A 21,910-nucleotide genomic window follows, 5' to 3' on the forward strand; every position below is an offset into this window, starting at 1 on the left:
CGGCTCAGCCTTGGACGTGATTCAGCTCGGTCATCAACACGTCTACTAAATCAGCGGCAGGAAGGGCTCTCGACAGGGCTGCGCCCTGCCCTGCCCATTGCGCGGCGAACTCATGACACCCAGATGTTGCCGCCAGGGCATTAAGCTGCTTTGCAGCGTCATACGCCAGCGGATAATCAGCGGGAACAGGGCTGCCGTCGGCTTCGCCATATCTGACGAGCCGGTTCACCATTCCTCGCGCAGGCCGCCCCGAGAACACCGATGTCAGCCGGGTTTCGCCAGCCCTGGCACTTAAAAGGTTTTCGCGATAACTGGCGTTGGCCGCCGATTCCGGGCAAAGAATAAAAGCGGTTCCCATCTGCGCAGCCACGGCCCCCGCTGCCAACGCCGACGCAATACCCTGCCCGTCCATGATGCCTCCCGCCGCAATCAGCGGCAGAGAGCACTGCATTGACAGCAGGCGCAGCAAGACCAAGGTTGTGAACCGCTCATCGCGCGCCGAGGTTGAAAACACGCCCCGGTGCCCACCGGCTTCTATGCCTTGCACCACAATGCCATCCAGCCCGGCGTCCTGAATCTGCCTCGCCTCGTCGGGACTGGTCGCAGTCGCCAGTAGAACTACACCCGCATCCCTTAATGACGTCAGCCAATGCGGAGATGGCAAACCAAAGTGGAAACTGAGCACCGCCGGGCGCAATTCAAGCAGCAACGTCAGCATCTCGGGATCATCGTTAAAACTTCGATAAATCTCGTTCAGCCCCGCCGGTGGCTCGCCGCCAAACTCCTCAAACAGCGGCGCCAAATACCTGAGCCAGGCCGCCTCTTTCTCCGGTTCGGCTTGTGGCGCCGCATGGCAAAATACATTGACGTTGAACGGCTTATCAGTGAGCTGTCGTGTCGCCTCAATCATCTGCCGAGCCTGCACTATTGTGCTGGCACCAATACCCAGCGAGCCGAGGCCTCCGGCGTTGGACACCGCTGCCGCCATCTCAGGCGTGGATACACCCGCCATCGGCGCCTGAATGATGGGCTTTAACATTCCCAGCCTTGTCAGCAAACATTCCGCTGAGCCCATCGCCACCTCCAGTCGTCAGTTTTTCAGGCGATAGCCCGTGCGGAACATCCAGTGAATGACACCAAGGCAAAGCAGCATAAAGCCCAGCGTCATCCCAATACTCACACCAACATTGACGTCGGCAACCCCATAAAAGCTCCAGCGGAATCCGCTGATCAGATACACCACCGGATTTGCGAGGGTTATCGTCTGCCACAGTGGCGGCAGCATACTGATGGAATAGAAGCTGCCGCCGAGAAAGGCCAGCGGCGTGACAATCAGCATCGGCACAATCTGCAGCTTCTCGAAGCCGTCCGCCCACACTCCAATAATGAAACCAAACAGACTAAAGGTCACCGCTGTGAGTACCAGAAACCCCAACATCCAGAGTGGGTGGGCGATGCTGTAGTCGACAAACAACCGCGCTGTAGCGAGCATAATCAAGCCGAGAATTATCGACTTGCTGGCGGCGGCCCCCACATAACCCAGCAGAATTTCCGGCAATGACACCGGCGCGGACAGCAGTTCGTAGATCGTGCCATTATATTTCGGAAAGAAAATACCGAAGGCGGCATTCGACAGACTTTCGGTGAGCAGCGCCAGCATCACCAAGCCGGGGATAATAAATGCCCCGTAGCTGATGCCATCGATCGCGACCATGCGCGAGCCAATCGCAGAGCCAAACACCACAAAATACAACGACGTGGAGATAACCGGTGAAGCGATACTCTGCAATAAGGTCCGCCAGGTGCGGTGCATTTCAAACAGGTAGATTGCACGTACGGCATAAAGATTCATGATGTTATTGCTCCTGTTCGCTGACCAAGCTAACAAAAATATCTTCCAGCGAACGCTGCGTGGAGTGTAGATCTTTGTAGTCAATGCCGTGACTTTCCAGCCGCCGAAAAAGCTCGGCGATACCGGTTTGCTCGCTCTGGCTGTCGTAGTGATAAACCAGCTCCAGGCCGTCATCGCTGAGGCTCAGAGGATAGCTCTGCAACTCTTCAGGGATTGTCAGCAAGGGCTTCTGTAATTGCAGGCGAAGCTGCTTCTGGCCGAGCTTTTCCATCAACTGATGCTTTTCTTCAACCAGCATCAGCTGACCGCGACGAATCACGCCAATGCGGTCCGCCATCTCCTCGGCCTCTTCGATATAGTGGGTGGTGAGAATGATGGTGACACCGCGCTCACGCAGACCCCTCACCATCTCCCACATATCCCTACGCAGCTCAACATCCACCCCCGCAGTGGGCTCGTCGAGGAACAGGATTTCCGGTTCGTGAGACAGTGCCTTGGCAATCATCACCCGGCGCTTCATTCCCCCCGACAGCGCCATAATGCGCTCGTGGCGCTTATCCCACAGCGACAACTGCCGCAGTATTTGCTCAAGGTAAGCGGGGTCTTTCGGCTTGCCAAACAGCCCCCGACTGAAGGTAATGGTAGACCAGACACTTTCAAAGCCATCGGTCGACAGCTCTTGAGGCACCAGCCCAATCCGACTGCGAGCGCGTCGGTAGTCACTCACAATATCGTGCCCCGCAGCGCTCACCGAGCCACTGCTGGCATTCACAATGCCGCAAATAATACTGATAAGCGTGGTTTTCCCCGCGCCATTCGGACCGAGCAGGGCAAAAATCTCGCCACGCTCAATCTCCAGACTCACGCCTTTCAGAGCCTGAAACCCGGAGGCGTAAACCTTGCTGACGTCACGAACACTGATAACTGAAGACACGGACTCTCCCGCAGGTCGGAAAAATAAAAGGCTGAAAGTGTCGCCCAGCGAGCAACGCCGATCAATAGCCGATTGCTATGCCGGCCGGCATTGTCGCCAGAGCATCGCGGCCGCGGTGGCCGACATATCATCAACGGTGGCAACATCCAGATAAATACCGTCAATCAGCAGGCGGCTCATGCCGTGCAATGTCGACCAGCAGAGCTGTGCAAAGCGCAGGACGTCCACCTCGGCGGCAATCCCTCCTTGCTGCTGAAGCGTACGGATGCAGCTGACAAAGTCGCGGAACGCGGCATAGCCCTCTGCCTTGAGGCTGTCAGTGGGTGTGCTGGACTTCCAAAGTTTGCCGCCGAACATCAAGTCGTAGTACTCGGCGTGGGACAGGGCGAAGGCGGTGTACTGGCGGGCAAATTCCAGCAATGCGGCCTCGTCGAAGGTCGACGGCTGCCACAGCGCCGGGGCACAGCAGGTCTCACGAAATCGCCGGAAGCCCTCTTCCGCAATGCCACAAAGCAAACTGTGCTTGTCACTGAAATGGTGGTAGGGCGCGGTGCGCGACACCCCCAACTCCTGCGCCAGTCGACGCATCGACAACCCCGCCTCACCCTCATCGCGCAGCAAGCGCGCCGCGACATCCAACAGCTGCGCGCGCAGATTGCCGTGATGATAGGCCCCGGAAGGCTTGCTGCAAGAAGGAGTATCAGTCATCGCGGCACTCTATCAGCAGCGCTCGGCACTGTCCATCTTGACACCGTCCATATCGAGGCGTAGCCTGCAAATCTTGACATCGTCTAGTTAGATTTTTTTCCAAGAGGATTTGCCATGAGCGCCGCTTACCCCAACCTGCTCCAGCCCCTCGACCTGGGCTTTACCACACTCAAGAACCGCGTATTAATGGGCTCTATGCACACTGGGCTGGAAGAAGCCGAGGACGGCTTTGAGCGTATGGCGGCGTTCTTTGCCGAGCGCGCCCGGGGCGGCGTTTCACTGATCGTCACCGGCGGCATCGGCCCGAATCAGCGCGCGGCCACGCACGAGCACACCAAAATTCTGCGCAGCGAAGCCGACTGCGCGGGTCACCGCATTGTCACCGATGCGGTCCACGCCGAAGGCGGCAAAATCTGTATGCAGATTCTGCACACAGGTCGCTACGCCTTTAACGAGAAACCGCTGGCACCGTCGGCGATTCGTGCACCGATAAACGCCTTTACGCCCGAAGCGGCCAGTGAAGCCGATATCGAGGAGCAGATTCAGGACTTTGTGCGCAGCGCCAGCCTGGCTCAGCAGGCGGGCTACGACGGCGTGGAGATTATGGGCTCGGAAGGCTACTTCATTAATCAGTTCCTCGCCGCGCGCACCAACCAGCGCGACGACGACTGGGGCGGCAGTTATGAGAACCGCATGCGCCTCGCCGTAGACGTGGTTCGCCGGGTACGCGAAGCCGTCGGCGAACAGTTCATCATTATCTACCGGCTGTCGATGCTGGACCTCGTTGAAGGCGGCAGCAGCTATGATGAAATTCTGCAACTGGGCAAGGCTATCGAAGCCGCTGGCGCAACGCTGATCAACACCGGCATTGGCTGGCACGAGGCGCGGATTCCCACCATCGCCACCAAGGTACCCCGCGCGGCATTTACCTGGGTCACCGCTAAATTCCGCCAGCAACTGAGTATTCCCGTCATCACTTCCAACCGCATTAATACCCCGGAAGTTGCGGAAGAAGTGTTGGCGCGCGGTGATGCCGATATGGTGTCGATGGCGCGCCCCTTTCTGGCCGACCCCGATTTTGTCGCCAAAGCCGCGGCCGGTCGCAGCGAGTCCATCAACACCTGTATTGGCTGCAACCAGGCCTGTCTGGACCACATTTTCACCGGCCGTATGACCAGCTGCCTGGTCAACCCTCGCGCCTGTCACGAGACGGAGTTATTGATTCTGCCCACAACAGAGCCCAAGACCTTCGACGTGATCGGTGCCGGCCCAGCCGGACTGGCCTTTGCCTGCACCGCCGCCGAACGCGGTCATCGTGTGCGCCTGTACGATGCCGACCCAGTGATAGGTGGCCAGTTCAACATTGCTCGCAAAGTGCCCGGCAAAGAGGAATTTAACGAAACCCTGCGCTACTTCCGTAAGCGTCTGGACGCGGCTGGTGTAGAACTGCATTTGGGCCAGCGCGTGAATAGTGAGCAACTGAATAACAGTGATGCCGACGCAGTCATCCTCGCCACCGGCATCATCCCGCGGCGTCCGGAGATTCCCGGCATCGATCATCCCATGGTAGTGAACTACCTGGACGTACTGCGCGATGACAAGCCCGTCGGCAAACGCGTCGCCATTATCGGCGCCGGCGGTATCGGCTTCGATGTCGCCGAAGCCCTCAGTCACAGCAGCGATGCCAGTCAGAATATTGCAACGTTCATGCGTGAGTGGGGCGTGGACATGAGCCTGCAGTCACGGGGGGGCATCGAAGGCGTGACGCCGCAACCCAGCCCGTCACCACGCCAGATCACCCTGCTGCAACGCAAAGCCAGCAAGGTGGGCAATGGACTGGGAAAAACCACCGGCTGGATCCATCGCGCCGGCCTTCAGCACAAAGGCGTGGAGATGCTGGCGGGATGCGAATATCTGCGCATCGACGATGACGGCCTGCACATTCGCCAAGGCAGTGAGGAACGCTGCATTGGCGTCGACAACGTAGTGATCTGTGCGGGACAGGAACCCAACCGCCAGTTAGCCGATGGCCTGAACAAAACCGTGCACCTGATTGGTGGTGCTGATCTCGCCGCCGAACTGGATGCCAAGCGCGCGATTGATCAGGGCACTCGCTTGGCCGCCTCCCTGTAAACGGTTGCCTCGCGCCAACGCCAAACCAGCCTCACTGACAGAGCTGCGCGCGGGGCGACCGTTCCGATATACCAGAAATGCGTATAACCGCTGACTATCGCGGCATGTTGCTATAGCCAGTTGCAAAGCACTGCGGCTAGACTTGGACGTTGTTCTCGAAATCCGACCGGGCCACGTATGTTCAACCGCCACTACCGACGCCTTGCCGCGTGGCTGCTTACCTTGGCCGCACCGGCAACCACAGCCGCCCCCTCTGTAAGCTCCCTCAATGCAGCTTGGCTCAGCGAGCTGAGCGGGCTGGCCGCCAGCTATGCCCACCCTGGTTTTTATTGGGGTCACAACGACAGCGGCAGCCGCGCACGACTGGCATTAATTCAAGCTGATGAGCAGAGTGTGCTTTCGGTAGCGCTACCCAATCTCGACGCGAGAGACTGGGAAGATATCGCCAGCTTCAGCGATGCCTCGGGCAACTATGTGCTGGTGGGTGATGTCGGCGATAACTTTGCTCTGCGCCCGATGGTCGAGCTGTACCTGCTGGCGGAATCCGGCAGTGCCAAAGCACCGCGGTTACGGCTTCTTCGCCGTTACAGCGTCATTTACGACGGCGGCCCTCGGGATGTTGAAGGACTTGCCATCGACGCCCAGACGCGCATGGTGTATCTGCTGAGCAAGCGTGAGACGCACCCCAAACTCTACCGTTTCTCGCTGGACGCCCTGCCCGGCGCACCGATCATGCTCAACGAGCTGGGCAGCGTCACCAGCTTACCCACGCCACAGCGCCACCGCCCGCAACGAGAAGGCGGCATCAGCCAGCACTCCCCCACCGGTCTGGATTTTGCCCCGGACGGCAGCGGAGCTGTGATCAGCACGCTGCGCGAAAGCTATTACTTTCCACGCCAAGCTGAGCAAAGTTGGCTGGACGCTCTAAATGCAGAGCCGCAGCCGTTAAAGGCACCGCGACTGCGTCAGGCCGAAGCCATTACATTCAGCACCAACGGCAAAGAAATTCTGTTGGGAAGTGAAGGGCGACCGACAAAACTGGTGCGATTTACCGACTTTGCCGCGCCTTAAAGAACGGTCTGCCGGGTCAGCAGAAAAGAGAACGGGCCACCGTTGCGATGGCCCTAAGTTCTTCTCGACCTCAAGTAATCAAGGAACAATACAGAACAGCGCCACCACGATCGCTACACCCGCGCCCCAGGTCGCACTGCGCAACGCGCCCAGATTCATCAGATAAAAGGCGGTGTAGAGCACTCGTACCGCAATATAGCCCATCGCCAGCATGTTCACCGTCTCCTGCGCCGCACCACCGATGTGGGCAATGATGACGGCGGCCGCGAACAAGGGGAAGCTTTCAAAGCTGTTGTTCATCGCCGCCACAGCTCGCGCCGGGCGCCCCTCTAACTTGGCCAGCCACTGGCGCGGATGGTTGTTGTCATAGCGTTTGCCATCAACCTTACCACTTTTAGCCAATAGCCCGGTCAACGGCGACATCATGCCGGCAATCAAGACACACCACAGTGCAATTGTCATAGTTAAATCCCCTGCTCATCATTTTTGTTGTGTAATGGGCTCAGTCTTTTCGCCCGGGTTTCAGCAAACAACGCAACCAGTTCAAGGTACCGTTTTTACCCAGCACCATGCGGTCAACGCTGTCGAAGAAAGCTTGCAGTTCTGCGGGATCGGCAAAATAGTCGGCCCGTGTGCGCATAGGACGCTCGGGATCGAGTTGCTTGACCACCGTTGCCGGATTTCCCGCCACCACCACATTGGGTGGCACGTTTTTACTGACGACAGCTCCGGCCGCCACGACACTGTTCTCACCAATCGTCACACCTTTCAACACGGTGCTGTGATCACCCAGCCAAACGTTATTACCGATATGTACCGGCTTTACCTCGGGGCTGCGGGCTGTCCGATCATAGAGGTCATGCCAGTCGCTGTCTGTAATATACACACCGTTGGCCATCATCACACTGTCGCCAATGACAATCTCATCGCTGGCAGAAATGCGCCCGCCGGGACTGATCAGCACGTAATCCCCAATGGTGATTTTTCCCTGATCCGGCTCTCGTCCCCACACCCCGATTTTGATTCGGGCTTCCGGCTCCGCAATCACCGTCGCACATTTGCCGATGCGAATATTCGGCCCTGAGATCGAGATATACCAAGGCTTCATGAACGTGGGATAATCGCCTAGGTCATCGCAGGCCGGCTTCAGAAAATGCATGGTGTACCAGTGCCGGAAACGCAGATAGTTTTTCTTCACCCAATAGGGGCGTCGATCCTGACGCATAGCTCGCCTGTTTATCAGTGTTGTCGCAGTTAGGCGCGACAGTGTCGCAAGGCTGGCGATGCCCCGCAATTGCAACAAGGTTACCAATTCATGAAAAAACGCAGCGACGGCAGCCCCTCACGCCGCGTTGAAAGCAGCCAGCAGGGTATTCATGAGCGTCTGGAAGAGACCGTGCGTAAACATCTGGCCCATCCGTTTCGCAAGCCCTATGCCGCCCACAACATCGAGGCATTTGCGCAGGCCCAGCAATGGTTGGCCTCGCGAAACCAGCCACTAATCCTCGATTCTTTCTGCGGCGTTGGCGAGAGCAGTTGGCGGCTGGCCGAGCGCTTTCCCGACTGCGTCATCATCGGCGTGGACAAGTCTGCCGCGCGACTGCAAAAACATACATCTCATCGAGGCAGCGAGCGAGACAACTATCTGTTGCTACGCGCCGATGTCGATGACTTCTGGCGACTGGCCGTCGATGCAGGCTGGCAGCCCCGCGCACACTACCTCCTCTACCCCAATCCCTGGCCCAAACCCGGCCAGCTAAGCCTGCGAGTACACGGCTCACCGCTGTTTGCCAGCCTTCTGGCACTCGGCGGGGAAATGGAGCTGCGCAGTAACTGGCCAGTGTATGTGGATGAGTTCTGCGCCGCACTGCAACTCGCAGGGCGCGACGCCAGTAGCGAATGCTTCGTGCCGAAGACAACGCTCACGCCCTTTGAGCGCAAGTACCACGAGGCAGGACAAGCACTGTGGCGCGTCTGCAGCCCGGCGCTGTCACCCATCCCCGGATAGGGTTTATACTCGCCAGCTATGCAGACAGATACTCATGCCATGAATACACCCGTAGCCGCCGTCGATAAGGTCTGGCAACAAATCCGCGAAGAAACCGCGGAGGAAGTGCAGCGCGAGCCGGTACTGGCCAGCTTTCTTCACGCAACGATCCTCAATCACGACGCACTGGAAGATGCGCTGAGTTTTCATCTGGCGCAAATGCTCGCCAGCCCGGCCGCCTCTGCCCTGCTCGTCCGAGAGGTCATTGATAAGGCATTCGCAGCCGACACCGACATTCGATGCGCCTTGCGCGCCGACCTCTGCGCGGTACTGGAGCGCGACTCGGCCTGCAGCCGTCTGTCGGTACCCTTTCTGTATTTCAAGGGGTATCACGCCCTGCAATCCTACCGGGTATCGCACTGGCTGTGGCAGCAGGGGCGACGCTCGCTCGCACTGTTCTTTCAGAATCGTATCAGCGGTGAGTTCGGCGTGGATATTCACCCGGCAGCGAAGATGGGACGCGGCGTGATGATGGATCACGCCACCGGCATCGTCATTGGTGAGACCGCCGTGGTCGGCAATAACGTCTCACTGATGCAGTCAGTCACTCTGGGCGGCACCGGCAAAGAACACGGCGATCGCCACCCTAAAGTATCCGATGGCGTGCTGATCAGTGCGGGCGCCAAAATCCTCGGCAATATTCGAATTGGTGAGGGCTCACATATATCGGCGGGCAGCGTAGTGCTGAAAGAAGTGCCTCCCCACAGTCTGGTGGCCGGGGTTCCGGCTAAAGTCATCGGCACCCCGGACTGCGAAGCACCGGCGCTGTCGATGAATCACAGCGCCTGCTGCGACGATTAGCCTTTACACGCAGGACGAAGACCGCTGGCTCGCGCCTGCTGGTAAAGCGGTGCGGCTTTTTTCTGCTGGCGCTGCAGCTCTTTGATGCGGCTCTCGTGCGAAGGGTGAGTCGACATAAATTCCGGCGGCTGACCATCACTGGCCGCACTCATGTTCTGCCATAACTGGATGCTGGCCGAAGGATCAAAACCCGCCTTCGCCATATATTCCAAGCCCACCACGTCCGCTTCAGACTCCTGTGTACGGCCATAGGGCAGCACCAGCCCGTACTGCGCCCCCAGCCCCAGCATTGCCATGACCGACGCTTTCTGCGGGCTGTCGCCCATCAGCACAGCCAGTAGCTGAGTGCCGGTTCCCGCAACACTTTGCAGCGACATGCGCTCGGCGCTGTGCTGGGCAATGACGTGCGCTACCTCATGACCGATAACGGTTGCCAACTGATCAGCATTTGTCGCCACCTTAAAAATACCGGTATGAACACCGATTTTCTTACCTGGCAGGGCAAAGGCGTTAGCACTGTCTTCCTGGAACACAACAACCTCCCAGCTACCACGCCATTCTGCGGGCAACTGCGCGGTGATGGCATCGGCGACACAGGTGACATAGGCATTGGTTTTGCCATTGCTGCTGACGGTCATTTCTTCTTTCATCTGATCGAAGGCCGTCACCCCCATTTGAGACATTTCTCCGTTGGAGAATAGCAACATCTGGCGGCGCCCGGTCGGCGACTGAGCGCAGGCCACCAAGGCAGTGATCAATGTCGCGACCGCGACAACTCGCAAAGTTTTCATGGCATTCTCCCAAATGGCAGCGCGAAACGGCTGCATCTGCTATTTTGCGCCATTATGGCACAGCCCTGACCGGGGCTGACAAGCGAGGAGCCAGCAAGTTGAGCGAAGTCTGCGACTGGTGCGGCAATGACCCCGATTACCGCCGCTACCACGATGAAGAATGGGGTGTTCCCTGCCGGGATGATCGTAAGCTGTTCGAATTTTTGATCCTGGAATCGGCCCAGGCTGGCCTGAACTGGCTAACGATATTGCGCAAACGCGAAGGCTATCGGCGACTGTTTGCCAACTTTGACCCCGAGCACGTCGCCCGTTTCGACGACGAGGATATCGCGCGCCTGATGGCTGACCCTGCCATTATTCGTAACCGCATGAAGATCGAGGCCGCCATTAACAATGCCCGATGCGTTCTCGACGTTCAGCAAGAGTACGGCAGTCTCGCCGACTACCTGTGGGCATTTGTCGACCACAAGCCAGTCCAGAATCGCTGGTCGACCCTGGACGAGGTTCCCGCCAGCACGCCACTGTCAGACCACATCAGCAAGACCATGAAAAAGCGCGGTTTCCGCTTCTTTGGCAGCACGATATGCTATGCCTATTTACAGGCCATGGGGCTGGTCAACGACCACCTCGTCCGCTGTCCTGCGCACGAGCGCTGTACCAAGCTGGCAGATTTGTGAAAGATTCACAGGCACCAAAGTCCGCCAGCACAGACTAATACCCTATTGCTCCCGAGATTCGGTGGCCACAGGAGACAAACATGAAAATCCATGCCCTATTTCTGTTGAGCACAGCCATGTTACTGGCCGCCTGCAGCAGTACCGATGTACATACCGATTACAACCCCCGCGCCAACTTCGCCAATTATCAGCACTATCAGTGGTCGGCCGACAGCGGTGCTGACAAGACCGTGTCCCCGTTTGTGATTGAGCAGGTAAAGGCCTCACTCAAAACCCAACTGGACAGTGGACTGTACAAGCTAGCCGATAAGAACCACGATTTTTTGGTGCGCTACTACGTCACCCAAGCCGCCGACACCGTTGACCGCAGCCCCCGACTAGGTATTGGCCTGGGCAGCTTCACCGGCAATTTTGGAATGAGTACGTCGGTCGGTGTGCCGCTGGGTAAAGACAAAATTAACCGCAACGTCCAAATCATGATCGACCTGCTCGACGGCAATACCAAGGCACTGAGCTGGCGGGGCGCGATGGTCATCGAGCTGGATGATCAGGACCCCAAAGTGAATATGGACCGCATTGATCGCGCTGTCGCAGAAATCTGGGCCGAGTTCCCGCCGAAATAACGGGGATGTCAGTCGAGGTCGAGGTCGGGAAACAATGTCGCCAACGCCTCGGCCTTCATTCCGCGCAACAAGGTGATATTGCGCTCGGGAATGGCCTCAACATCAGGATGGGTATCCACCGCCCAACTCACACTGCTTTCACGCAGTAAATGAAAAATGGGATAAGGCGAGCGATTACTGAAATTGGCCGGATCGTCCACCTCGCAGCCTTCAAATTGGTAGTCGGGATGGAAACTGGCAATCTGGAACTCTCCTCGCCAAGGACTTTGATCCAGCAACTGCTCCGCTACCCCCAGGACAGCCCAGTACTCATCGAAGTCTGTCAGTTGACTAGGAACCACGAGCAAGGTGGTTTCCAGTGCCTCGACCGGCGTGTCAGCGAGTTTCATCAGCTCCGCGTAGAGTTGCTGCAACAGCGGTTCAACCTCAGTATGCTCACTGATGACGATGCGAACCGTACCCTGCTCCCATGGCCGTGCCGCAAAAGGGCAGAGCTGCAGACCGACCACCACACTGTCCAACCATGTCTCAACCCGTTCTCGTTCCCGATTCGCCGTCACCGCCACACTCCCACACCATTTCGCGCGCAGTATACGCCCGCTAGAGGCTCCGATATAGCGCAATGCCATGACGCACGCCTCCGCTAGACCAAATTACCATAAGCCAATCAGTGTGCCGCCGGGGTGCGTAGTAAAAGGGCTGCTAAACTCAAATGAGACCTCGCTTGAGTGAGGGTGGCTTTTGCGAGCGTAAGCAAAACAGGAGAGTAGTCTATGAAAAGATATTTCTTTCTGGCGGACAATCTCGACAAGCTGGCCGCTATTGAACACGACTTGCAGGAGAACGGTCTGTCACGACCACAGATTCACGTTCTCAGTCACGATGACTGCGGTGTCAGTCGACGGCGCCTTAACGACGTGGAAGCTGTACTGCGCAAAGATGTGGTGTACGCCATGCAACGCGGCGCAATTATTGGGGCAGCGGGCGCAACGCTGGCACTGGCAGCGGCACATTACTCAGGCCTTACCACCGCCGTCGGCTGGGCACCCTTTGTGTTTCTGGCCATTGTTGTCTTGGGCTTTTTTACCTGGGAGGGTGGCCTGCTTGGCATTCAGGAGCCCCATCGGGATTTTCGGCGCTTTGAACAGGCGCTCAACAGCGGCCGTCATCTGCTGGTCATCGACGTGAACAGCCATGAGCAGAATCTGCTCAACCGGGTCACGGCACACTATCCAGAGCTGGAATTTTCCGGCACTGGCGACGGCGCGCCAAACTGGTTCATCGGCCTGCAAAATAAATGGCGAAATTTTGTCGAAGTCATGCCCTGAATCGGCTGATAGCGGAAATAAAAAACCACGCCTTAGCGTGGTTTTTTATGGCTAGCGGATCGACTCAGCGACGATGGTAGGCGGGGGACAGCTCTTTGACCGCTTCAATGAAGGCGCCCGCATGGACCGGGTCCACCTCTGGCGTAATGCCGTGGCCCAAGTTGAAAATATGGCCTTCACCCTCGCCAAACTCCGCCAGAATCGTCGCCACTTCCTCGCGAATACGCTTGGGTGAGGCGCGCAGCATGGCCGGGTCCATATTGCCCTGCAGCGCCACTTTATCACCCACGCGGCGGCGCGCTAAGCCGACATCCGTCGTCCAATCGAGCCCCAGCGCATCAGCCCCGGTATCGGCCATCGCCTCCAACCATTGCCCACCGTTTTTGGTGAAAAGAATTGCAGGAACACGGCGACCATCGCGCTCTTTAATCAGACCGTCGACAATCTGCTTCATGTAGCGCAGGCTGAACTCGCGGTAGGCGCGATGCCCCAATGCACCACCCCAGGTATCGAAGATCTGTACCGCTTGAGCGCCGGCACGAATCTGGTCATTCAGGTAAGCGGTCACACTCTGCGCCAACTTATCCAGCAATGCATGCATGGTCTCCGGCTCATCGAAAGCCAGCGCCTTACAGCGAGCGTGGTCTTTGGAGCCACCGCCTTCAACCATATAGGTGGCCAGCGTCCAAGGGCTGCCCGAGAAGCCGATCAACGGCACACGCCCGTTCAGAGCCGAGCGAATGGCACGCACCGCATCACAGACGTACGTAAGATCGTTCTCACCGTCAACAACCGGCAGGGCTTCCACATCGGCCATGCTACGCACGGTCTTGCGAAAACGTGGGCCCTCACCGGTTTCAAAGTACAGACCAAGCCCCATGGCATCGGGAATGGTAAGAATGTCAGAAAACAGAATTGCCGCATCCAGGGGGTAGCGTTCCAGCGGCTGAAGCGTCACTTCACAGGCCAGTTCGGTGTTTTTGCACAACGACAGGAAGTCACCGGCTTTGGCGCGGCTGGCACGGTATTCGGGCAGGTAGCGGCCCGCCTGACGCATCATCCACACTGGCGTGTAGTCAACAGGCTGACGCAGCAGGGCTCGCAGGAAAGTATCGTTCTTCAATTCACTCATGGACGCTCAACCTATTGCCAATATAAAAACGCCGGAACCACCGCCGGCACAGGTCCTGCGGTGATTCCGGCGTTCAAACACCTTACACTTTCAGGTAATCGAGAATGCCTTCCGCAGCCTGACGACCTTCCCATACCGCAGTCACCACCAAATCTGAGCCGCGTACCATATCACCACCGGCGAAGATTTTGGGATTGCTGGTCTGGAATTTAAACAATTGTTGCTCCGGCGCCTTCACCCCTCCCCAGGATTCGAGCTCAACGTTCTGCTCAGCCAGCCACTCCGGGGGGTTGGGCTGAAAGCCGAAGGCCACTAACACCACATCGGCGGGAATGATTTCCTCGCTGCCGGGAATCGCTTCAGGACGACGACGGCCATTTTCATCGGGCTCGCCCAGTTTGGTGGTAACCACTTTAATACCTTCAACCTTACCACTGCCGACGATGGCCACTGGCTGACGGTTGAACAGGAATTGAACGCCCTCTTCGCGCGCGTTTTGCACTTCGCGACGTGAACCAGGCATGTTCTCCTCGTCGCGGCGGTAAGCGCAAACGACGCTGGATGCCCCCTGACGGATAGACGTACGGTTACAGTCCATGGCGGTATCGCCGCCACCCAGCACCACGACCCGCTTGCCGTTGACACTGATGTAGTCGGTCGCGTCCTGCTCCCAGCCCATGTTGCGGTTAACATTGGAGACAAGGAACGGCAAGGCATCGTAAACGCCATCCAGTTCTTCACCGGGGAAGCCGCCTTTCATGTACTTGTAAGTGCCCATCCCCATGAACACAGCGTCGTACTCAGCCAGCAGCTCATCCATGCTCACATCGCTGCCGATATCAGTATTCAGGCGGAATTCAACACCCATCTCTTCCAATACACGGCGACGGCGCTGAACCACCGATTTTTCCAATTTGAACTCGGGAATACCAAAGGTCAGCAGACCGCCAATTTCGGGATAGCGATCGAACACTACCGGCTTCACACCCGCGCGCACCAATACGTCGGCACAACCGATACCGGCAGGTCCGGCACCGATAACGGCCACTTTCTTGTCAGTCCACACCCGCTTCGACATATCCGGGCGCCAGCCCAGTTCCAGCGCGGTGTCGGTGATGTACTTCTCGGTAGACCCGATCGTCACGGCACCAAAGCCATCGTTCAGCGTACAGGCACCTTCACAGAGGCGGTCCTGCGGGCACACGCGGCCACAGACTTCAGGCAGACTGTTGGTCTGGTGGCTCAATTCCGCCGCCTCGAACAGATTGCCTTCACTGACCAGTTTCAGCCAGTTGGGAATAAAGTTGTGAACCGGGCATTTCCACTCACAATAGGGATTGCCACAAGCCAGACAGCGGTGCGCCTGGTTCTGTACTTCCTCTTCTTTGTAGGGCTCATAAATTTCTACAAAGGCTTCGCGGCGCTGAACCATGTCTTTTTTAGACGGGTCCTGACGCCCTACATCGAGGAACTGAAATGTATTCTGCAAACGTTCAGCCATAATCTCTTTACCTCTTCGCTACGCGACTGCTTATTCCGGACGCCGTCTGGTGGTTTCCAGCAGGCGGCTGAGGCTTGCTGCTTTGGGCTTGATCATCCAGAACTTAGCAATGTAGTCGTCGAAATTATCCAGCAGATGCTGTCCCCAGGCGCTGCCAGTCTCCGCCACAAACTCCTCAATATTGCCGCGCAGGTGCACGCGGTAGGCCTCCATGGCCTCAGAGGTAATACGACAGATTTCAACCAGTTCGCTGTTGTAGCGATCAACGAAGGTGTTTTCCATATCCAGGACGTAGGCAAAACCGCCAGTCATACCGGCACCGAAGTTCACCCCGGTATTGCCAAGTACGGTGATGTTGCCGCCGGTCATGTATTCACAGCAGTGGTCGCCGGCGCCCTCAATTACCGCGTGAGCACCGGAGTTACGCACCCCGAAACGCTCACCCGCGGTACCGGCAGCAAACAGCTTGCCTCCGGTCGCACCATACAGACAGGTGTTGCCGATAATGGAGGTTTCCTGGCTCTTGAAGGCACTGCCTTTAGGCGGGTAAATCACCAGCTTGCCGCCCGCCATGCCTTTGCCGACGTAGTCGTTGGCATCCCCTTCGAGGTGCATGTGCAAACCACCGGCATTCCAGACGCCAAAGCTCTGTCCGGCTGTTCCCGTCAGGCGCAACACAACCGGCGCAGCTTCCATTTCCAGGTTGCCGTGGCGCTTGGCGATTTCACCCGACAGGCGCGCGCCGATCGAGCGGTCACAGTTGCCGACACGGAAGTGATATTCACCACCGGATTTGGCCTCGATCGCCGGCATAACCGCCGCCACCATTTCTTCGGCTTTTTCACCCTTGTCGAAGGGCTCATTCAGACTGACCTGACAAAACTCCGGCTGCCCTTCTGCCGCAGGATCTTTGAACAGAATCGGCGACAGGTCCAACAGACCCTGTTTATCAGTTTCACCGGCTTTCTGAGCCAACAGGTCGGTACGCCCGATCAACTCTTCAATGCTGCGAACGCCGATTTTCGCCATCCACTCGCGGGTTTCCTCGGCCATGAAACGGAAGAAGTTCATCACCATTTCCACGGTGCCGATGAAGTGGTCATCGCGCAGGCGCTCATCCTGCGTCGCCACCCCGGTGGCGCAGTTATTCAGGTGACAGATACGCAGGTATTTACAGCCCAGAGCGACCATCGGCGTAGTGCCAAACCCAAAACTCTCAGCGCCAAGGATGGCGGCTTTCACGACATCTAGGCCGGTCTTCAGACCACCATCGGTCTGAACGCGCACCTTGCCTCGCAGGCCATTGCCGCGCAGGGTCTGCTGCGCTTCAGAAAGGCCCAGCTCCCAAGGCGAACCCGCATAGCGGATAGAAGTCAGCGGGCTGGCAGCCGTCCCACCGTCGTAACCGGAAATAGTAATGAGATCGGCATAGGCTTTTGCCACACCAGCGGCAATCGTGCCGACACCAGGCTCAGACACCAGTTTGACGGATACCAGTGCGTCAGGGTTGACCTGCTTGAGGTCAAAAATGAGCTGAGCCAGATCTTCGATCGAGTAAATATCGTGATGCGGCGGCGGCGAAATCAGTGTCACGCCTGGAACGGAGTAACGCAGACGCGCAATCAGCGCATTGACTTTACCACCGGGTAGCTGACCACCCTCACCGGGCTTGGCACCCTGTGCGACTTTGATCTGCAGCACCTCTGCATTCACCAGATAATGCGGCGTCACACCAAAGCGCCCGGAAGCGATCTGCTTGATTTTGGAGACGCGCTCAGTACCGTAACGGGCGGGGTCTTCCCCTCCCTCACCGGAGTTCGAACGCGCGCCCAAGCGGTTCATTGCGGTTGCCAGCGCCTCGTGAGCCTCGGGGCTCAGTGCACCCAGCGACATCCCCGCTGAGTCGAAGCGGCTCAGGATGCTCTCGGCAGACTCCACTTCGTCCAGCGGAATCGGCGCAGCCTTATCACTGAAATCCAGCAGATCTCGCAGCGTGGCAACGGGACGCTGATTTACCAGATCGGCATATTTCTTCCACAGCGCGTAGTCGCCGGTTTTGACCGCCTGTTGCAGACTCATCACCACATCGGGATTAAAGGCGTGGTATTCCTTACCGTGCACATACTTCAGCAGACCGCCCTGATCCAGCGGCTTGCGGGGCAGCCACGCCAAGGTCGCCAAGGCTTCCTGGTCGTTCTGCAGTTGCTCGAAGCTGACACCGGCAATACGGCTGGCGACGCCACTGAAGCAGGTATTGACCACGTCGTCATCCAGGCCGATCGCCTCAAACAGCTGGGCGCCACGGTAGGACGAAATGGAGGAGATCCCCATTTTCGACATGATTTTCAGCAGGCCTTTGTTGATGCCTTTAACGTAGTTGCCCCAGGTGGTTTGCTCGTCACCCAGAATTTCGCCGCAAGCCAGCATATCGCTGAGTACCGCAAAGGACATGTAGGGGTAAACCGCCGTCGCACCGAAGCCAAACAGACAGGCCATCTGATGAGAGTCGCGGGCAGTGCCGCTCTCGATCACCAGGTTGGCACTGCAGCGCAGCCCCTGCTTGATCAGGTGGTGATGCACGGCACCGGTGGCCAGCAGGCTGTGGACCGACAGCAGGCCGGGCTCCAGCTTGCGATCACTGAGGATCAGAATGACCTTGCCACTGCGCACCGCCTCTTCAGCCGCGGTGGCGACATCGGCCACGGCCTGCTTCAGGCTTTTCTGTGAGGGATCATAGCTGAGATCGATCAGCGCCTTGGGATAACGCGGAGAGTCTACCCCCATCAGGCGGTCGTATTTATCGGGCGACAGCACCGGGCTGCTCAGAATCAGTCGATCGGCGTGGTCGGCGGTCTGCTCGAACACATTCTGTTCGGCACCCAGCAGGGTTTCCAAACTCATGACGATCGACTCACGCAGTGGGTCGATCGGCGGATTGGTCACCTGAGCAAATTTCTGCCGGAAGTAGTCATAAAGTGAGCGCTGACTGCGCGACAGCACAGCCATCGGCGTGTCATCACCCATCGAGCCAACAGCTTCGTTACCGCTGTCTGCCAGCGGAGACAGTACCTGCTCGCGCTCTTCAAAGCTGACCTGGAAGTACTTCTGCAGTGCCTTGAGCGGCTCACCTTCAGGCAGCGCCGGGCGGTTGCCCTCACCGAGTTGGTCCTGAAGGCGGTTGGCGTTTTCACGCAACCACTGTTTGTAGGGGTGGGCGGCCTTGAGGCGCTCATCAACGTCTTTGGTGTGTAGAACTTCACCCGTCTCGGTATCGACCACCAGAATCTGGCCGGGACCAACGCGTCCCTTGGCAACTACTTGATCCGGCTGGTAGCCATAGGTACCAATTTCCGATGCCACGGTGATCAGACCATCTTTGGTAATTACCCAGCGAGAGGGACGGAGGCCGTTGCGGTCCAACATACACACCGCATAACGGCCGTCGGTCATAACCAGACCGGCCGGGCCATCCCACGGCTCCATATGCATAGAGTTGTATTCGTAGAACGCCTTCAGATCGGCATCCATATGTTCGATGTTCTGCCACGCTGGCGGCACCAGCATGCGCACGGCTCGGAACAGGTCCATGCCACCGGCAACCAGAAGCTCCAGCATATTATCCAGGCTGGAAGAGTCGGAGCCAGTGCGGTTAACCAGCGGCGCCAGCTCTTCGACATTCGGGATGCGCGGGCTGCTAAAGTTCTTGGTACGCGCTTCCGCCCAGTTGCGGTTCCCCTCAACCGTATTAATCTCACCGTTGTGCGCCAGCATGCGGAAAGGCTGGGCCAGCGGCCAGCGCGGCATAGTATTGGTGGAGAAGCGCTGGTGGAAAACGCAGATAGCCGTTTCCAGCTCGGGGTTAGCGAGATCCAGGTAAAAATGTGGCAAATCGACGGGCATCACCAGCCCTTTGTACGACACCACATCTGCCGACAGGCTACAAATGTAGAACTCGCTGTCATCCGCCAGCGCAATTTCCACCTGACGGCGCACCACAAAGAGCTTTGTGGTCAATTCTTGTGCAGACAGACCTTCAACGTTGATAAAGAGCTGCTCAATGCGCGGCAGACTGGCCAGAGCGATTTCCCCGCAAACCGAGGCATCGACCGGCACCTCACGCCAACCCGCCAGTTGCAGGCCGTTGTCGGCAAGCACGCCCGCCACCGCTTCACGTGCGCTGGCGGCTTTTGCCTCATCCTGGCTCAGAAAAATCTGACCGATACCGTACAGCTCACTGAGCTCGCCACCGAAAGCGTCTTTCGCCACCTTGCGCAGAAACGCATCCGGCTTTTTCAGCAATAAACCGCAGCCATCACCTGTTTTTCCGTCTGCCGCGATCCCCCCGCGGTGAGTCATGCAGGTCAGCGATTCGATGGCGGTCGCCAACAGTTCGTGACTCGCTTTGCCCTGCATATGGGCAATCAGTCCAAAACCGCAGTTGTCGCGCACATCTTCAGGTCTGTACAGGCCTGTACTCATAAAACGACTCTCACAAAAAATACAAGAAAAACAAGCAGATAGCCGAAATGACTGTTCGGGACGCTGTTCCGTACCCGAAAAAAGGAGGGACATTCTACACGTATGCGGCAAACCCGACAAACGCCGGGCAGTTTCCGCTCAAACTTTAAGCAATTTATGCGGTGATGCCGGCAGAAATCAGTACCTTAGAGATCTGCTCAACTGACGCCTGGTCACTGACGACCGCCTGCCCAAGCCCCTCCAGCAACACTAGACGCAGCCGCCCATCAATCACTTTTTTGTCCCGCCCCATCAGTTGCAGGAATTGGTCCACATTCATGCTTGGCGGCGGCACAAGAGGCAGGCCGGCGCGCTGCATCAACACATCTGCCCGTTTCCAGATGCTTTCATCCAACCACCCCAGCTCGACCGACAGCGCCAGCGCCAGGGACATACCGGCTGCTACCGCCTCACCATGCAACCAACTGCCGTAGCCCTCAGCGGTTTCAATGGCATGCCCAAAGGTGTGCCCCAAATTAAGGATAGCGCGACGCCCACCCTCTCTCTCGTCCTCAGCAACCACTTTCGCCTTGTTGACGCAGGAGCGATACACAGCCTCCGCCAGAACATCGCCGTCACGCGCCATCAGCGCATCGACGTTATTTTCCAACCATTCAAAAAACGGCGCATCGCAAATCAGTCCGTATTTGATGACTTCTGCGACGCCTGCCGCATACTCTCGGCGCGGCAGAGTATCCAGCAAGCTCAGGTCCGCCAGAACACAGGCCGGCTGATGAAACGCACCGATCATATTTTTCCCGAGCGGGTGGTTTACGCCAGTTTTACCGCCAACGGATGAATCCACCATCGCCAGCAACGTGGTGGGCAACTGAACAAACGCTACGCCGCGCTGGTAGCAGGCCGCCGCAAAGCCACACATATCACCCACAACACCGCCACCCAAGGCAATCAGAGTGGTGCTGCGGTTATGATTCTTCTCCAGCAGGGTGTCGAACACCCGTGAAGCGACCTCCAGGGTCTTGTGAGATTCGCCATCAGGCAAGATCACCTCGGCAAGCTGCTTATCGCCTAGTCCGGCCCTAACCCGATCGAGGTACAGCGGTGCAACGCGATCATTGCTGACAATACAAGCCTGGTGCCCTCGCACAAAGGATTGCCATGCGAGGGCACTCGCGCCAAGAAGATCGCGACCAATAAAAATCGGGTAGCTGCGCTCACCCAGGCTGACCTGGAGCTCTTTCATGATGTGTGTCCGACGTGAGTACTTGGGAAGTAGGGCCGAGCGGCCCAGTATAACAGTTACGCAGTCAGACCGTCGCTGCGTAACTGGCTGACCAAATCCTGCACCACAGATTTGGGGCTGCGGTGGTCCGTCGCAATGCGATAGTCCGCCAGCTCAAGATAAAGAGGCTCTCGCTCAGCCATGAGGCGGCGCAGCGTCTCTTCAGGATTGCCTTGTTGCAAGAGCGGACGCTTGCGATCTTTCGCTGTGCGGCGGATTTGCTCCTCAACGGAAGTGCACAGGTAGACAACCCGGCCCTTCTCCGCCATCAGCCTGCGGTTTTCATCGCGCAACACTGCGCCACCACCAGTAGATACAACCGCGCCACCCACTTCACTCAGTGACTGCAACATCAAGGCTTCGCGATCCCGGAAGCCCTGCTCCCCTTCCATATCAAATATCCAGGGGATATCAACACCACTGCGCTCTTCGATCTCGCGATCGACATCGTGAAATTCAAGGCGGAGAGTATCTGCAAGCAGGCGGCCGATGGTGCTTTTTCCCGCGCCCATCGGCCCGACCAGATAAATTAAATCGTTGTTTCGCATTGC

20 protein-coding genes are annotated in these 21,910 nt (G+C 57.7%); 7 read left to right on the top strand and 13 right to left on the bottom strand.

What is annotated here, in order from left to right; translation table 11 throughout:
• Positions 1-4: 4 nt before the first annotated feature.
• From G411_RS0106700 to G411_RS0106715, 4 genes are all read right to left on the bottom strand, one after another.
• Complete coding sequence (locus G411_RS0106700; protein ID WP_245542370.1) at positions 5-1,039, bottom strand: NAD(P)H-dependent flavin oxidoreductase; 1,035 nt, start codon at positions 1,037-1,039, stop codon at positions 5-7.
• Positions 1,040-1,090: 51 nt separating this feature from the next.
• A complete protein-coding gene (locus G411_RS0106705; protein ID WP_022958412.1) occupies positions 1,091-1,852 on the bottom strand; it encodes an ABC transporter permease in 762 nt (253 codons plus the stop codon).
• Between the two features lie 4 nt (positions 1,853-1,856).
• A complete protein-coding gene (locus G411_RS0106710) occupies positions 1,857-2,786 on the bottom strand; it encodes an ABC transporter ATP-binding protein (RefSeq protein WP_022958413.1) in 930 nt (309 codons plus the stop codon).
• A 75-nt stretch (positions 2,787-2,861) separates the two neighbouring features.
• On the bottom strand, positions 2,862-3,494 hold the full coding sequence (locus G411_RS0106715) for a TetR/AcrR family transcriptional regulator (RefSeq protein WP_028968218.1): 633 nt from the start codon (positions 3,492-3,494) through the stop codon (positions 2,862-2,864).
• A 114-nt stretch (positions 3,495-3,608) separates the two neighbouring features.
• On the opposite strand from G411_RS0106715, the gene G411_RS0106720 reads away from it, so the two are divergent.
• Positions 3,609-5,627, top strand: coding sequence for an oxidoreductase (locus G411_RS0106720; protein ID WP_022958414.1), 2,019 nt, complete (start codon positions 3,609-3,611; stop codon positions 5,625-5,627).
• Positions 5,628-5,804: 177 nt separating this feature from the next.
• A complete protein-coding gene (locus tag G411_RS0106725) occupies positions 5,805-6,698 on the top strand; it encodes a hypothetical protein (protein ID WP_022958415.1) in 894 nt (297 codons plus the stop codon).
• A gap of 78 nt (positions 6,699-6,776) precedes the next feature.
• Here the strand turns inward: G411_RS0106725 and G411_RS0106730 are convergent, their stop codons facing one another.
• A complete protein-coding gene (locus G411_RS0106730) occupies positions 6,777-7,160 on the bottom strand; it encodes an MAPEG family protein (protein WP_022958416.1) in 384 nt (127 codons plus the stop codon).
• Positions 7,161-7,200: 40 nt separating this feature from the next.
• Positions 7,201-7,923: an acyltransferase gene (locus G411_RS0106735; RefSeq protein ID WP_022958417.1), complete on the bottom strand. Its 723-nt coding sequence runs from the start codon at positions 7,921-7,923 to the stop codon at positions 7,201-7,203.
• Positions 7,924-8,013: 90 nt separating this feature from the next.
• On the opposite strand from G411_RS0106735, the gene trmB reads away from it, so the two are divergent.
• Together trmB and cysE are read left to right on the top strand one after the other, a co-directional pair.
• On the top strand, positions 8,014-8,706 hold the full coding sequence (gene trmB, locus G411_RS0106740) for a tRNA (guanine(46)-N(7))-methyltransferase TrmB (RefSeq protein WP_022958418.1): 693 nt from the start codon (positions 8,014-8,016) through the stop codon (positions 8,704-8,706).
• Positions 8,707-8,745: 39 nt separating this feature from the next.
• Positions 8,746-9,546 carry a serine O-acetyltransferase gene (gene cysE, locus G411_RS0106745; RefSeq protein WP_022958419.1) on the top strand — a complete coding sequence of 267 codons (801 nt, stop codon included), beginning with the start codon at positions 8,746-8,748 and terminating at the stop codon, positions 9,544-9,546.
• Here cysE and G411_RS0106750 read toward each other — a convergent pair.
• Positions 9,543-10,337 (bottom strand): M48 family metallopeptidase, encoded by a 795-nt coding sequence (locus tag G411_RS0106750; RefSeq protein ID WP_028968219.1) that lies wholly within the window; start codon positions 10,335-10,337, stop codon positions 9,543-9,545. The genes cysE and G411_RS0106750 overlap by 4 nt on opposite strands.
• Positions 10,338-10,435: 98 nt before the next feature.
• On the opposite strand from G411_RS0106750, the gene G411_RS0106755 reads away from it, so the two are divergent.
• Positions 10,436-11,014 carry a DNA-3-methyladenine glycosylase I gene (locus tag G411_RS0106755; protein WP_022958421.1) on the top strand — a complete coding sequence of 193 codons (579 nt, stop codon included), beginning with the start codon at positions 10,436-10,438 and terminating at the stop codon, positions 11,012-11,014.
• A gap of 80 nt (positions 11,015-11,094) precedes the next feature.
• Positions 11,095-11,637 carry a DUF4136 domain-containing protein gene (locus G411_RS0106760; RefSeq protein ID WP_022958422.1) on the top strand — a complete coding sequence of 181 codons (543 nt, stop codon included), beginning with the start codon at positions 11,095-11,097 and terminating at the stop codon, positions 11,635-11,637.
• A gap of 8 nt (positions 11,638-11,645) precedes the next feature.
• Here G411_RS0106760 and G411_RS0106765 read toward each other — a convergent pair whose 3' ends face one another.
• A complete protein-coding gene (locus G411_RS0106765; protein ID WP_037508924.1) occupies positions 11,646-12,197 on the bottom strand; it encodes a DUF1415 domain-containing protein in 552 nt (183 codons plus the stop codon).
• A gap of 213 nt (positions 12,198-12,410) precedes the next feature.
• On the opposite strand from G411_RS0106765, the gene G411_RS0106770 reads away from it, so the two are divergent.
• Positions 12,411-12,965, top strand: coding sequence for a hypothetical protein (locus G411_RS0106770; RefSeq protein ID WP_022958424.1), 555 nt, complete (start codon positions 12,411-12,413; stop codon positions 12,963-12,965).
• A 64-nt stretch (positions 12,966-13,029) separates the two neighbouring features.
• Here G411_RS0106770 and hemE read toward each other — a convergent pair whose 3' ends face one another.
• The 5 genes from hemE to aroK all read right to left on the bottom strand — a co-directional run bounded on the left by hemE (position 13,030) and on the right by aroK (position 21,907).
• Entirely contained in the window at positions 13,030-14,097 is a 1,068-nt protein-coding gene (hemE, locus tag G411_RS0106775) for a uroporphyrinogen decarboxylase (RefSeq protein ID WP_022958425.1), read from the bottom strand.
• 82 nt (positions 14,098-14,179) lie between these two features.
• On the bottom strand, positions 14,180-15,598 hold the full coding sequence (locus G411_RS0106780) for an FAD-dependent oxidoreductase (protein WP_022958426.1): 1,419 nt from the start codon (positions 15,596-15,598) through the stop codon (positions 14,180-14,182).
• A 30-nt stretch (positions 15,599-15,628) separates the two neighbouring features.
• Complete coding sequence (gene gltB / locus G411_RS0106785) at positions 15,629-20,077, bottom strand: glutamate synthase large subunit (protein ID WP_022958427.1); 4,449 nt, start codon at positions 20,075-20,077, stop codon at positions 15,629-15,631.
• 154 nt (positions 20,078-20,231) lie between these two features.
• The gene (gene aroB / locus G411_RS0106790; protein WP_022958428.1) at positions 20,232-21,320 is read right to left on the bottom strand and encodes a 3-dehydroquinate synthase; all 1,089 of its coding nucleotides are present in this window, start codon (positions 21,318-21,320) and stop codon (positions 20,232-20,234) included.
• Positions 21,321-21,376: 56 nt separating this feature from the next.
• Positions 21,377-21,907, bottom strand: coding sequence for a shikimate kinase AroK (gene aroK, locus G411_RS0106795; RefSeq protein ID WP_022958429.1), 531 nt, complete (start codon positions 21,905-21,907; stop codon positions 21,377-21,379).
• Positions 21,908-21,910: the final 3 nt, after the last annotated feature.

This window comes from Spongiibacter tropicus DSM 19543, from assembly GCF_000420325.1.
Taxonomy (GTDB): domain Bacteria; phylum Pseudomonadota; class Gammaproteobacteria; order Pseudomonadales; family Spongiibacteraceae; genus Spongiibacter; species Spongiibacter tropicus.

Coding starts and splice junctions, on each gene's coding strand:
- G411_RS0106700 (WP_245542370.1), bottom strand. CDS start 1,039: ATGTTAAAGCCCATCATTCAGGCGCCGATGGCGGGTGTATCCACGCCT.
- G411_RS0106705 (WP_022958412.1), bottom strand. CDS start 1,852: ATGAATCTTTATGCCGTACGTGCAATCTACCTGTTTGAAATGCACCGC.
- G411_RS0106715 (WP_028968218.1), bottom strand. CDS start 3,494: ATGACTGATACTCCTTCTTGCAGCAAGCCTTCCGGGGCCTATCATCAC.
- G411_RS0106720 (WP_022958414.1), top strand. CDS start 3,609: ATGAGCGCCGCTTACCCCAACCTGCTCCAGCCCCTCGACCTGGGCTTT.
- G411_RS0106725 (WP_022958415.1), top strand. CDS start 5,805: ATGTTCAACCGCCACTACCGACGCCTTGCCGCGTGGCTGCTTACCTTG.
- G411_RS0106730 (WP_022958416.1), bottom strand. CDS start 7,160: ATGACAATTGCACTGTGGTGTGTCTTGATTGCCGGCATGATGTCGCCG.
- G411_RS0106735 (WP_022958417.1), bottom strand. CDS start 7,923: ATGCGTCAGGATCGACGCCCCTATTGGGTGAAGAAAAACTATCTGCGT.
- trmB (WP_022958418.1), top strand. CDS start 8,014: ATGAAAAAACGCAGCGACGGCAGCCCCTCACGCCGCGTTGAAAGCAGC.
- cysE (WP_022958419.1), top strand. CDS start 8,746: ATGAATACACCCGTAGCCGCCGTCGATAAGGTCTGGCAACAAATCCGC.
- G411_RS0106750 (WP_028968219.1), bottom strand. CDS start 10,337: ATGAAAACTTTGCGAGTTGTCGCGGTCGCGACATTGATCACTGCCTTG.
- G411_RS0106760 (WP_022958422.1), top strand. CDS start 11,095: ATGAAAATCCATGCCCTATTTCTGTTGAGCACAGCCATGTTACTGGCC.
- G411_RS0106770 (WP_022958424.1), top strand. CDS start 12,411: ATGAAAAGATATTTCTTTCTGGCGGACAATCTCGACAAGCTGGCCGCT.
- hemE (WP_022958425.1), bottom strand. CDS start 14,097: ATGAGTGAATTGAAGAACGATACTTTCCTGCGAGCCCTGCTGCGTCAG.
- G411_RS0106780 (WP_022958426.1), bottom strand. CDS start 15,598: ATGGCTGAACGTTTGCAGAATACATTTCAGTTCCTCGATGTAGGGCGT.
- gltB (WP_022958427.1), bottom strand. CDS start 20,077: ATGAGTACAGGCCTGTACAGACCTGAAGATGTGCGCGACAACTGCGGT.
- aroB (WP_022958428.1), bottom strand. CDS start 21,320: ATGAAAGAGCTCCAGGTCAGCCTGGGTGAGCGCAGCTACCCGATTTTT.
- aroK (WP_022958429.1), bottom strand. CDS start 21,907: ATGCGAAACAACGATTTAATTTATCTGGTCGGGCCGATGGGCGCGGGA.